This is a genomic window from Collinsella aerofaciens (genome assembly GCF_015552075.1).
GTDB lineage: Bacteria > Actinomycetota > Coriobacteriia > Coriobacteriales > Coriobacteriaceae > Collinsella > Collinsella aerofaciens_Y.
Genome location: NZ_JADNDZ010000121.1, coordinates 30,739 through 43,818 on the forward strand (window position 1 = coordinate 30,739; position 13,080 = coordinate 43,818).

The window sequence follows — 13,080 nt, forward strand, 5'->3', positions numbered from 1 at the left end:
GTCCCCATCTGCCGGATTAGGAGAGACTCTCCAGCACGCGACGGAGCTCCTGCTGGACGGCGTGGTCGCGATTACAACCCACCACGCGATCGGCCACCGCCTTGAGCGCGGGGCGCGCGTTTTCCATCGCGCAGCCCGTACCGACAAAGCGAATGATCTCGTAGTCGTTCATCGAGTCGCCAAACGCCATGACCTCGTCGCGTCCAATGCCGTAATGCTCCGCGAGCTGCGCGATACCCGAGGCCTTCGACACACCAGGCTGCATGGCATCGATCCACGCGTTGCCCGAAGGCGCAAAAGTAAAGAGCTGACCAAGTTCGCGCTGTAGCACGTACGCACTGTCCATAACCGCACTGTCGTCGCAAAAGATACTCGCTTTGATGATATTTACGCTGGGGTCGGGCAGCTCCCAAATGCGCTCGGCATTGGGAAGGTCCTTATCGACCTCACGCACGAACTTGCACTCGTCATCGAGCAGGAAGGACTTGGTTCGGTCAAAGAGCGCAAGATGCAGATTGGGAAACGTCCTGACGGCTTGGGCGAGCCTTCGAATCGCCAGGTGGGAATACACCTCACGGTCTACCATCTTACCGTCGGCGTAGACCTGGGCGCCGTTAGCGGCGACAAAGTCCATCTTGTCGCGAACGGGCGCAAAGAACTCGCACAGGCGATCGTAGCGACGACCTGACGATGCGGCGAAATGCACGCCATGCTCGTGTAGCGCCAGAATCAGTTCGTAGGTCTCGGGAGGCACCTGGCCGTTTTCGTCAAGCAGTGTGCCGTCCATATCGGATGCAATCAGTTTAAACATAGAAAAGCTCCCTTCGGGCTTGTTGGAATCGAACGTGTATCCGATTCCAACGTACCCAGAGGAAGCTCAGATAAGACTCCGCGGGCGTAAACGTTACAAGGACCTGGCAAATAGTTCACACATGCCAGAGGCCTCACGGTCGCGGCGTCAGGCGACACGCCACCCCGACGGCCAGTCGTTTAAAAACGTCCCCGATGACTAGTCGGCGTAGGTGAAGGTCGTGACGTCGAACATGCCCTCGGGGCGGATGCGGAGCGTCGGGATGACCGGCAGGGGCAGGAAGATGATGCCCATGATGGGGTCGAGCGGCGGCTCAATGCCCATGGCGCGCGCCTTGACCATAAAGTCGTCGTGCTGCGCGGCAACGTCCTCGGCCGTGCCCTCGCTCATCAGGCCACCGAGCGCCAGCGGAATGCGCGCCACGACCTCGCCGTTGCGCACCAGCACGTGGCCGCCCTGGCCCACGGCCTCAACGGCAGCCATCATATCCGCCGCATTGTCGCCCACCACGCACACGTTGTGCGAGTCGTGGCCGATCGTGGAGGCAATGGCACCACCGGTGATGGTGAAACCGCGCACCCAGCCGCGACCGATATGCTTGCCGACCAGGCCCAGGCCAGCGGGGCCGTCGCCATCGGCGCCCTCGGCCTGCAGCGACACGCCGCGGCCATGGCGCTCGATCAGCATAATGCGGCGCAAGTCCTCGGCGCTCTCGGGGCGGGCCATACCCGTGATAGCCATACCCGGGATGACATCGATAACGGCCTCGCCCGGCTTAAAGGCATAGTCAAACACGTCGAGCGAAAGCTTCGGCAGCTTAACGGAGGCGCGCAGCTCATCGGCAAGGGCCGCAACCTCGGCCATCTCGGGTGCAATCTCGCCCACAAAGGTGCCATCCTGCGCCACCAGAGCACCGGCGGCATATACGCGATGCGGAGCCGTGGCAAACGTCAGGTCGTTGAGTACCAGCAGGTCGGCACGCTTGCCCGGGGCGATGGCGCCACGCAGTTCGTGCGGGTCGCGGCAACCGTGGTCCAGGCCAAACGCCTCGGCCGTAGAAAGGGACGCCATAGAGATGGCAACCACGGGGTCAATACCGGCCTCGATGGCCACGCGGCAGGCATTGTCGATCATGCCGGCCGAAAGCGCATCGGAGGGAGCGCGGTCGTCGGTCGCAAAACAGCAGCGGCGGGCGCGGGCGGGGTTCTCCAACAGCATCGGCGACAAGTTGGCAAGGTCGTGGCTACACGTACCCTCGCGCAGCATCACATACATGCCGCGGGACAGCTTATCGAGCGCCTCCTCGGGGATCGTCGACTCGTGGTCGGCGATAATGCCCGCCGCGGCATAGGCGTTGAGGTCCTTGCCGGCGACAAGTGGCGCATGGCCGTCGACTTGCTTGGACGGCGTCTGGTTAGCAGCGTCGATACGAGCGCAGGTCTCGGGATCGGCCATAAAGACGCCCGGCAGGTTCATCATCTCGCCGAGGCCAAAAACGTCGCCCGGATGCTCGGCAAAAAACGCCTGCATGTCGGCGGCCGAAATGACGGCGCCGGCCTGCTCGTCGGGCAGCGCGGGCACGCACGAGGGCATCATGTACTTGATGGAGATGGGTGCGCGGCGACCGTCCTCGATCATAAAGCGCAGACCGTCCAGACCGGAAACATTGGCGATCTCGTGGCTGTCGGCAATGGCTGTGGTGGTGCCGCGTGTCGCCGCCATGCGCGCATACTCGGCAGGGCGGATGTTCGAAGACTCGATATGCAGGTGCCCGTCGATAAAACCAGGGGCGATGTAGCGACCCTGGCAGTCGATGACCTCGGTCGCCTCGTAGGTGCCGGCGGGATCGTCGCGACCGTCGTAGAGCACGCCGACAATCACGCCGTCCTTGACGGCAACACTGCCGGGCGCCACGCGCTGACCGTACACGTCGACAATCTGCGCATTGGTAAACAGCGTGTCGACAGGCACGCGGCCCTCGGCGGCCTCGATCACGGACCTCATGACCTCAACGGACATACATACTCCTTTAACCGTAGAAAAAAGCTGCGGAGCGGACGAGCCTTCACCGCAGCAAGCCAATAGCCATTGTATGCCCAAAAGAAGGCCCCGCTAACACCCCTTTCGCTTAACGGCACCGCCAACCTGCCCCCGCAGCCCCTATCCTTTGGCAAGGAGTGTCCCAGAGTGCCGGCACAATAGGAACGTCCCCAGGTGCCAACCAAAATAGGGCCGCAGCTGGGAAAACCAGTTGCGGCCCTATTTCGCATGTTGGGTTGACGTAATCGCTAGACCAGTTTAAAGCCCTTGCGTTTGCCTACGGAGAGGGTGTCGCCCAGCTTGAGGGCGCTGGGATCGATGTTATAGCTCTTGGGAGCCACGGCCTTGCCGTTGATCTTGACGCCGCCGCCGTCGATATCACGACGAGCCTGGCCGGCGCTCGCCGAAAGACCCAGGTCCTTGAGCAGGCCAGCGAGGTAGATCTGGCCCTCGTCGTTAACAGTCAGCTCAACGTGCTTCTCGGGGAAGTCGGCGAGCTGGCCCTCCTTGAACACGCGGTCGAACTCGGCCTGAGCCTCGTCGCCGGCACCGGCGCCGTGGTAGGTGTCGCACAGGTCGCGGCCCAGAGCGCGCTTGAGCTCGTAGGGGTCGGCAGAACCATCGGCCAGGGCAGCGTCGATCTTGTCGACCTCGGCCGGGGTGAGCGAGCTGGCCAGACGATAGTACTTGCCGATCATCTCGTCGGGGATGGACATGGTCTTGCCGAACATGTCCTTGGGCGCGTCGGTCAGGCCGATGTAGTTACCGTAGGACTTGGACATCTTACGAACGCCATCGGTGCCCTCGAGCAGCGGCATGGTGAGCGCGATCTGGGGCTCCATGCCCATCTTCTCCATGAGCTCACGGCCGGCGAGCAGGTTGAAGAGCTGATCGGTGCCGCCCATCTCCACGTCGGCCTTGATCTGCACGGAGTCGAAAGCCTGCATCACGGGATACAGGAACTCATGCAGGGCGATCGGCGTCTGAGACTGGTAGCGCTTGGTAAAGTCATCGCGCTCAAGAATGCGGGCGACGGTGAACTTGGAGCACACCTGCAGCAGACCGGCCAGATCCATCGAAAGGATCCAGTCGCCGTTGTGCACGATGGTGGTCTTCTCGGGATCCAGGATCTTCATGGCCTGGCTCACATAGGTCTCGGCATTGGCCTCGATCTGCTCCTGCGAAAGCTGCGGACGGGTGGAATTCTTGCCCGAAGGGTCGCCGATCAGCGCGGTGCCGTTGCCGATGATGAGGGTGACGTTGTGGCCCAGGTCCTGGAACTGACGCATCTTGCGCAGGGGCACGGCATGGCCAAGGTGCAGATCGGGGCTGGTGGGATCGACGCCGAGCTTGATGTTGAGGGGCTCGCCCTTCTCAAGCTTCTTGCGAAGGTCGGCCTCGGGGACGATCTTCGCAGCGCCCGAGGTGATGATATGCATTTGCTCGTCGACAGACAGCATTGGGTATCCTCCTTTTGCTATAGCACCCTCACCGGATACGGCGGTGCTGGAAGTCCATAAACTCTCATATGATAACAAACTGACGCGACGCGGCACCTACGATAGGAAAATCCTCGTCCTGCCGCATGCGTCGACAGCGACCGGCAGACGCGTGCCGTCGCGCTCGACTAGGTAGCGCATCTGCCGACGGCGTTGGCAGTCACGACAATGGACCTGCCCCGTTGCATCGGTGGCACAGGTACCCTCGGCGGTCAGCAGGCAGTGCTCGCACACCATAAGCTCAGGGCGGTCGGCATCGACGGGGCCCAAGACGCCGGGGCGATCGGCGAGGCTGGCAACGAGCTCAGCGTCGTTGGTGACAAGCTCGGCAGGCAAGTACACCCGCCGTGCGCCAAGCCCGCGCAGCCAAGCAAGCGTGGCACGATTCGCGCAGAACACCGGCGCTGCCACGTCAAACATCACGCCCAGCTCACGAGCCATCGCCACCTGCCCCAGGTTGCGACAGACCACGCGCCCGGCACGCCGCATTAGCGACCGGGTCCGCTCGGCATCGCCCACGCGGCAGACCTCGTCGAGCACCACGGTCGCATCGGACAGATCGAGCTCGTCATGCGGGTCGGTATCCATCAGCTGCCAGGCAAAAGCCACGCGAGCGGGAACCCCCTGCTCCGGCGACTCCATCAGCTCCCCCGTCGATGCATCGTCATCCACCGTGCCGCCTTCAAACGGCAGAACCTCAACAGTGCGCTCAACAGGTACAGCAGTGTCCGCCTCGGCCCGCATGCGCTCCAACGCCGTCGCCGTCTGCTCCAGCACACCGGCACTGCGAATCAGATAGACCTCGCAGCCCGTGTCCACCTTGCGCTTGCAGTGCACGACAACGCACTCCCCCGCCGCGGCGTCCCCCGGACAGGGCACCTGAGGCCAGCGCTTGGGCACATCGGGACGCGCGTCGCCACCCGGATAGAACCGAATCTCGAGCGTGTCACCCGCCGCCACGGCGGCATCGAGCTCGACGGTCACCTCTTCGTAGCCCACCGCCACCAAGCGGCCCACGCGGACACCTTGGTTAATTGCGCGCTCAAAGCTCATGAGCTCGGCACCCGATCTCCCCCGCAGATACGCATCGGTGAACCCACGGTTGAACGACCTACCCAGCTCACGCTCAAGCTCCGCCACGATATCGGGCTCCCACGCGCCGTCGCGCACCATATCGAGCGCCCGGCGCCACACCTGCACTACGTTGAACACATAGTCGGGATTCTTCATGCGCCCCTCGATCTTGAGCGACGCCACGCCGGCGGCAACGAGCTCGGGCAGGTGTGCAATGCCCAGATAGTCACGTGGGCACAGCAGGCGGTCGCCCTCAACGGAAACAACGCTCTCCCCCGCCTCGTCCACCAAGTCATATGCCAGACGGCAGGGCTGTGTGCAGTCACCGCGCATCGCCGAGCGAGCGCGCCGCAGTGCCGAGAACTCACAGGCGCCCGAGTAACCGATGCAAATGGCACCTTGGCAGAAAACCTCAATCGGCACGCCCGTGGCGCACAGCGCGGCAATCTCGTCGACCGTCAGCTCGCGTGCCGTCGTCACGCGCTCGACTCCCAACTCGTCGGCAGCCAGTCGCACGGCGCCCTCGCTATGGACGCCCGCCTGCGTGGACAGGTGAATCTCGACCCCGGGAATCGCCGCGCGCAACGCGCAAGCCAGCCCGGCATCCGCCACGATCAAGGCATCGGCACCCAACGCATACGCGTGCGCTCCCAGCGCCACCGCGTCTGCCAACTCGTCGTCGAACACAAAAACATTGAGCGTCACGTACACGCGCACGCCATGGGCATGCGCCACGGCGCAGCCGCGCGCAAACTCGTCATCCGTAAAGCCATGCGCGCTCACGCGCGCGTTGAAACCGCCCAGGCCCGCATAGATGGCATCGGCGCCCGCCGCAACAGCCGCGAGCATCTGGTCGAGTCCGCCCGCCGGCGCCAGCAGTTCGGGCAGCGCCGCCCCAGCGGCCCCCGACCCGTTCATACATTGTCCGCTCGGCCCCATCGCCCGAATCGCCATCGGCAAACTCCTTACCAAGGTATGCATTCACTCTGAAAAATGCCGTCTTCCAGCATACACGAGGCCTCGCGCGCCCCGTTTGGTTTATCGTGTAATAACTTATGTCCATCCTGCCCCGACGGCACATCCACCGTCCGGCACGACATACCTGGAGGTCAATATATGGGTCCTCGCCAACGACAGGGACACAGCCGTTCAAAGACGCACGCCCTGCCCATAATCCTGCTCTCGTTTTTGGGCTTTCTGCTGATTGCGGGCGTGGCGTTTGGCATCGGCATGGTCGGCAACGTCAACCGCTGGCTGTCCGATCTGCCCGACTACACCGACGCCAACGCGTATCTGGTGAGCGAGCCCACCGAGATCGTCGACTGCAACGGCAACAAGATCGCGAGCTTCTACACGCAAAACCGCAAGTCCATCACCAAGGACGAGGTCTCCCCCTACGTGCTGCAGGGCACCGTTGACGTCGAGGACGAGCGCTTCTACGAGCACGGCGGTATCGACCTGTGGGGTATCGCGCGTGCTGCGGTGGCAACCCTCGGCGGCGGGCACGAAGGCGCCTCGACTATCACCCAGCAGCTGGTGCGCAACACCATCCTGCAGGAGGAGCAGTTCGACTCGACCATCGAGCGTAAGGTACGCGAGGCCTACATCGCCATCAAGATGGAGGATATGTACTCCAAAGACGAGATCCTCATGATGTACCTCAACACCATCTATTACGGCCACGGCGCCTACGGCATCGAGGCCGCAGCCGAGACCTATCTGTCCAAGAGCGCCGCCGACCTCACCCTCAGCGAGGCCGCGCTGCTCATCGGCCTTCCCAACTCGCCTTCGCAGTACGACCCCACGGTCAATCCCGATCTGGCACTGTCTCGCCGCAACAAGGTCCTCGACAACATGTTGCGCCTGGGCCACATTACGCAGGAGGAGCACGATGCCGCACAGGCCGAGCCCATCACCCTCAACGTGACCGAGATTTCGGGCAGCGGCGTCGACGTATACTCGCAGCCCTACTTTGTCGCCTATGTTAAGCAGCTGCTGGAGCAGGAGTTCTCGACCGACGTGCTCTTTAAGGGCGGTCTGACCGTCAAGACCACCATCGACCCCACGATGCAGCAGGTGGCAGAGAATGCCGTCCGCCAGCAGCTCGACACGCTCTCACTCGACGGCCTGGATATGGGCATGGTCGTCGTCGACCCCAAGACCGGCTACATCAAGTGCATGGTGGGCGGCTACGACTACAACGCCGACGAGAACCACGTAAACCATGCCACGGCCAAGCGTCCCGTCGGCTCCACCTTTAAGGCCTTTACGCTGGCAACCGCCATCCAAAACGGCATGAACCCCAACGTCACCCTCAACTGCAATTCGCCGCTCAAGGCTAAGGGCACCACGACCGAGGTCCAAAACTACGCCAACCAGAGCTATGGCAACATCACGCTTAAGCAGGCAACGGCATACTCCTCCAACACCGGCTACATCCAGGTGGCCGAGGCCGTCGGCAACAGCAAGATCATCTCACTCGTCAAAAAGCTCGGCATCGATCCCGCCAAGGACAACATCGAGGACGTTCCCGTCATGACGCTCGGCACCGGCTCGATCTCGCCGCTCGAGATGGCCGCCGCCTACGCGACGTTTGCCAACGGCGGCTACTATCGCCAGCCGATCGCCATCACCGAGATTGACTCTCGTACCGGTTCGGTGCTGTACCAGCACACGGACAATCCCTCACAGGTGCTTACCGAGGGCGAGGCCGCCGCGGTCACCGATGTTCTGTCCGGCGTCATGCAGGGCGGCGGTACGGGTGCTGCTGGCGCCCTGAGCGTCAACCAGCCCTATGCCGGCAAAACGGGCACCACCGACAACACCACCAACCTGTGGTTCTGCGGCTATACCCCGCAGCTGGCGTGCGCCCTGTGGACCGGCTATTCCGCGGGCGAGATCCCCATCCAAAAATACGGCACGGACCTGCTGGGCGACAGCACCAACCTGCCTGTCTTTAAGCGGTTTATGAACACCGTTCTGACCGGTACCGAACGCGAGGAGTTTGCGACCGGAACGGCGCCCACCTACAAGAACAACAGCGTCTGGAAGTTCTACGGCACCAACAACACCAAGAAGACGGAGAACGACGACAAGGACGAGAACGAGGACGAAGAGGAAACCACCACAACGACCACCACGACGACCACGACCACCGAGACCACGGGCGGCGACACCACCGGCGGCACCGGAACGACCGGTGGCTCGACGGGCGGCTCCACTGGTGGTTCGACCGGCGGCGATGGCGGCACGCCTACGCCCACGCCTACGCCCACTCCCGACCCCTCGCCCACGCCTGACGATACTGTTGGCTAGAAATTCATCCGGCCATTAGCAACAAGGCCCCCGAGCAGCTTATTAAACTGCTCGGGGGCCTTTTAGTTTAAAGCGACCTGGTGAACGGTCTTTATACCGGCAAACAATATAGGGGGTACCGACCAACGTCGATACCCCCTTACAAGCCACCATGTCACGCACACAGTGCCGAGCGCACGACCCGCACGCCTACTTGCGAGAATTGCTCAGCTTATTGATCAGCGCCTCGAGACGCTCGCCGTCCTCGGCCGTCTGGGCAATAACCAAAATCGTATCGTTGCCGGCAAGCGAGCCAAGCACATCGGGCAGCTCTGCCGCATCAACGGCGGCGGCGATGCCGGAAGCCGTGCCAGGCTGAGCCTTGATCATAACCAGATTATCGGTGCGCAGAACGCCCGTTACGAGCTCGGAAACCATACGCTGCAGGTGCAGGTCCTCTGCCAGAACATAGATGCCCTCAGGGAGCTTACGCAGCCCCATATCGGCAATATCGCGAGAGACAGTCGCCTGCGTGCAATCAAAGCCCATAGCGCGGAGCTCATCGACCAGCACGCGCTGCGTGCGGACGTCCTTATTGCGCACAATATCTCTAATGGCATCCTGGCGCCCATTGCGTTTTTTAGCCATACAAACCCTCTCTCCAAAAGATGGCGGAGACAATCAATCAGTGATTGAATAGTTTAACGCTATTTGAAGGCTTTTGTGTATAAGAACTCATTTCGAAACAATTCTATGCAAAATTGTTTCGAGATGAGCCGTTTAGGCGGTTTTTGCGCCCGTCCGGTTAAGAAAAGCTGCCAGATGCGTACACATCACGCAGCGCGCGGGCTTGGCGCTGGCGATCGGCCCAAACAACAGACCGAGTCCCCGATGGTTATCCTTGAGCGCGGCGACCATCTGACGGGTTCGAGGCGCCTCGAGCATATCACGCATGCGGGCGGAACGCTCGATTGACGACACCCCATGCGGGCTCAGACACAAATTCTCGATGCAGGCGACCAGTCCGGCAAAGTAGAACTTTTGGCTTGCCAGCTTGAGCCGACCACCGCTATCTGCTTCCGAGAGTGAGTCCGCAAGCTCGTCGAGCGCTCGAGTGTCATCGGATATCCTGGCATACATGGTGGGATCAAAGGCATCTGTAAGCTTAGGTGCCACCGCGTGGAAACAAGCGTCGCCGCAGCCGGACACGAATCGTGCCTGCGAGAGCGCATAAGCCATAAACTCAACCGTACGGTACGCCTTGCCGCGCGACAGGCATGCCTCAAACAGCGAGCGGCTGTACATCACGCCAGAGGTCTGAACGACAAGGCCGCCTAAAATCAACTGGGGCAGCCCGGTCACCATCGAGGATTTGCTATCAATGGAAATATGAGCAGCATCCAAGACGCGCGAATGGCGCTCTCGATGTGCATCATAGCGGTCGAGCGACACCGTGGGGAGCACTATGTCTGCCGTAGTATCGCACGCGATATCGACCATCTTGGAAAGGGACTGCGGAGCAAACCACTCATCGGCGTTCATAGCGATGATTTGAGAGCCACGCGAGACAGCAAAACCGGCACGAAGACAAGCACCGCACTTCGCGTCCTCGACGTCAATCAAATCAATATGGATGTCCCTGTCGGCAGCAACTTGAAGCGAATGGCGCACACCGGGCGCAGCATCGCGGCAGACAACGATAATCTGCAAATCGTAGAGGTCTTGGTTCTGGATACTCTCGAGCGCACGCATCGCATAGCTGGGCGAACCTTCTACCACAAGGATCACCGAAAGTCGCGGATGCGAGCCACGTCGAACCAAGTTATCCGTCCTCTCGACAGCAATGAATCAAATCGTGGTTCATGGTACACCCCGGCAATAAAAGCAATGAGACACCGGTTGTATTGCACGCCAAGAACAGATGTTGCACACGCGCACCCCACAGATGACGGGTGTCGACGCACGACGCGTCGAGCCCCCCCCTAGTCGAGCACGACAAGCTCTACGGGATCGTAATCCACGCCCATAAACGTAAGGCCGCAGGCAGGAGCCGTGGGGCCCGCAGCGGTACGGTCGCAAGCATCGATGACCTCGCGCATCCACTCGGGTTTACGGCGATGCATGCCAATCTCGACAAGCGTGCCCACGATCGTGCGGACCATCGAATGCAGAAACGCATTGCCCTCGATGGTAAACGTCAGGATGTCCTCGCCAAACGCAACCTCATGGCCAAACTCGGCACGCATCACGCAGCGATGCGTGGGCTTGCCAACGGCCGAGGCAACCTTGCAAAAGCTCTTAAAGTCCTGCTCACCCAAAAGCGCGGGACAGGCCGCAGACATGGCCTCGACGTCCAAGGGATAGCGATGCCACCACACGGCACCCCGTGAGAGCACGGGACGCGCGTCGCGATCGGCAATACGGTACGTATATGTACGTGAACGCGCATCAAAGCGTGCAGAAAAGCCTTTACGGGCCTTGTAGACCTCGTTTATGGCGATATCTTTGGGTAGCAGGGCATCCATAGCCCGCAGCCACCTACGGCGCGTACAAGCGAGCTCAGCGTCCGTTACGGGCACGCTGATGTACTGAGCCACGGCATGTACGCCGGCATCGGTACGCCCCGCGCACGTCAGGACAATCGGACGGCGCAGGAGCGTCTCGATAGCGCGGCGCAGCTCGCCCGCAACCGTCGTCTGACCGGGCTGCTCGGCAAAGCCGCTGTAGGACGAGCCATCGTAGGCCACGCGGAAAACGAGCGTGGCATCGAGCTCGGGAATCGAATTGAAATCAGACGGCGCGGTCATGGACGCTCCCAACAAACAGGCAATGGCATTTCGACAAAAAAAGAGGGGTACGCGAACGTACCCCTCGAATATAGCCTATGCAGACGGATTGTCTACTCAGCGGTCTCCTCAGCAGGAGCCTCCTCGGCAGCCTCGACCTTCTTGGGAGCAGCGGCCTTCTTGGGGGCCGGAGCAGCCTTCTTGGCCTTAGGCGTGCAAGGCTCGGTGACGAGCTCCATGATAACGATGGGAGCGTTGTCGCCCTTGCGGTTACCGAGCTTCATGATGCGGGTGTAACCGCCGTTGCGGTCCTGCCACATGCCCTGAGCAGCCTTGTCGAAGATCTCGGCAACGAGCTGCTTATCGCCGAGCTTGGCGATAGCCAGACGACGAGAGTGCAGGTCGCCCTTCTTGGCCCAGGTGATGATCGGATCGACGACCGAACGCAGCGCCTTAGCGCGGGTCTCGGTGGTCTTGATGCGGTCGTTCTCGAAGAGGGCCTTAGCAAGGCTCTTCTTCATGGCCTTGGTGTGGCTCGCATCGGTGCCGAGCTTCAGGCCCTTCTTAACGTTATGACGCATGGTCTAGTTTCTCCTCAAATATGCGAAGCATTAAGCCTTCAGGCTCAGGCCCATGGACTCAAGCTTGTCCTTCACTTCCTCGATCGACTTAACACCGAAGTTACGGATGTTGAGCAGATCGTTCTCCGAGAACTCAACGAGCTGACGGACCGAGTGAATGCTGGCGCGCTTAAGGCAGTTGTAGGAACGGACGGAAAGGTCCAGATCCTCGATCTGCTTGTCCAGCTCGGCGTTGTCGTTGGTGACCTCGGGAGCGAAGATCGAAGCCTCCTCCTCGACCTCGGGGGTCTCGGCAAGGTTCATAAAGGCGGCCATATGCTGGTTGATGATATTGGCAGCCTGGACCACGGCGTCGCGCGGGGCGATGGAGCCGTTGGTCTCGATCTCGAGGACAAGGCGGTCGTAGTCGGTGTGCTGACCGACACGGCAAGCCTCAACGAGCTTGGCGCAACGGGAAACCGGCGAGTACAGCGAGTCGACGTGGATCACACCGATGGGATCGTTGTCGCGCTTGTTGGCCTCGCCAGAAACATAGCCGCGGCCATAGCCGATGCGCATGCTCATGGTGAGATGGCCACCCTCGGTGAGCGTAGCGATGTGCTGCTCGGGGTTGACCAGCTCAAACTCGGACGGAATAAAGAAGTCCGCACCGGTGACCTCGCAGGGGCCGTCAACCGAGATGGTGGCGGTCGCCTCGTCGGTCGTGCCGAGAGCCCTGAAGACAAGACCCTTGACATTCAGGACGATGTCGGTGACATCCTCGACCATGTTAGGGATGGTCATGAACTCGTGCTGCGCGCCATCGATCTGAATAGCCTCGACGGCGGCACCCTCGAGCGAGGACAGAAGAACGCGACGAAGGGAGTTACCCAGCGTATCGCCGTAGCCACGCTCGAGCGGCTCGACGGAGACACGAGCAGACGTCTCGTTGATCTCTTCGACCTGAACCTGAGGCCTAATGAATTCTGACATGTATTACCTCCAGCCTCAGCAGC

Annotated in this window: 10 protein-coding genes; 1 reads left to right on the plus strand and 9 read right to left on the minus strand. The window is 61.4% G+C overall.

Going from position 1 to position 13,080, the window contains the following annotated elements; all coding sequences use genetic code 11:
* Positions 1-16: 16 nt before the first annotated feature.
* The 4 genes from I2D41_RS09335 to I2D41_RS09350 form a co-directional block, all read right to left on the minus strand.
* Complete coding sequence (locus I2D41_RS09335) at positions 17-811, minus strand: Cof-type HAD-IIB family hydrolase (RefSeq protein WP_006235286.1); 795 nt, start codon at positions 809-811, stop codon at positions 17-19.
* Between the two features lie 198 nt (positions 812-1,009).
* Complete coding sequence (locus tag I2D41_RS09340; protein WP_195364320.1) at positions 1,010-2,830, minus strand: adenine deaminase; 1,821 nt, start codon at positions 2,828-2,830, stop codon at positions 1,010-1,012.
* Positions 2,831-3,099: 269 nt separating this feature from the next.
* Positions 3,100-4,311 (minus strand): tyrosine--tRNA ligase, encoded by a 1,212-nt coding sequence (tyrS, locus tag I2D41_RS09345; protein ID WP_195364321.1) that lies wholly within the window; start codon positions 4,309-4,311, stop codon positions 3,100-3,102.
* Between the two features lie 96 nt (positions 4,312-4,407).
* Positions 4,408-6,342: a U32 family peptidase gene (locus I2D41_RS09350; RefSeq protein WP_195364322.1), complete on the minus strand. Its 1,935-nt coding sequence runs from the start codon at positions 6,340-6,342 to the stop codon at positions 4,408-4,410.
* A gap of 198 nt (positions 6,343-6,540) precedes the next feature.
* On the opposite strand from I2D41_RS09350, the gene I2D41_RS09355 reads away from it, so the two are divergent.
* Complete coding sequence (locus I2D41_RS09355) at positions 6,541-8,739, plus strand: transglycosylase domain-containing protein (RefSeq protein WP_195364323.1); 2,199 nt, start codon at positions 6,541-6,543, stop codon at positions 8,737-8,739.
* Between the two features lie 189 nt (positions 8,740-8,928).
* Here the strand turns inward: I2D41_RS09355 and I2D41_RS09360 are convergent, their stop codons facing one another.
* The 5 genes from I2D41_RS09360 to I2D41_RS09380 all read right to left on the minus strand — a co-directional run bounded on the left by I2D41_RS09360 (position 8,929) and on the right by I2D41_RS09380 (position 13,057).
* Entirely contained in the window at positions 8,929-9,366 is a 438-nt protein-coding gene (locus tag I2D41_RS09360; protein WP_006235280.1) for an arginine repressor, read from the minus strand.
* A gap of 132 nt (positions 9,367-9,498) precedes the next feature.
* Positions 9,499-10,497 (minus strand): glycosyltransferase family 2 protein, encoded by a 999-nt coding sequence (locus I2D41_RS09365; RefSeq protein WP_195364324.1) that lies wholly within the window; start codon positions 10,495-10,497, stop codon positions 9,499-9,501.
* A 203-nt stretch (positions 10,498-10,700) separates the two neighbouring features.
* Positions 10,701-11,525 (minus strand): tRNA pseudouridine(38-40) synthase TruA, encoded by an 825-nt coding sequence (gene truA, locus I2D41_RS09370; RefSeq protein WP_195364325.1) that lies wholly within the window; start codon positions 11,523-11,525, stop codon positions 10,701-10,703.
* A 92-nt stretch (positions 11,526-11,617) separates the two neighbouring features.
* The gene (gene rplQ, locus I2D41_RS09375) at positions 11,618-12,085 is read right to left on the minus strand and encodes a 50S ribosomal protein L17 (RefSeq protein ID WP_055287451.1); all 468 of its coding nucleotides are present in this window, start codon (positions 12,083-12,085) and stop codon (positions 11,618-11,620) included.
* Positions 12,086-12,115: 30 nt separating this feature from the next.
* Entirely contained in the window at positions 12,116-13,057 is a 942-nt protein-coding gene (locus I2D41_RS09380) for a DNA-directed RNA polymerase subunit alpha (protein ID WP_006235276.1), read from the minus strand.
* Positions 13,058-13,080: the final 23 nt, after the last annotated feature.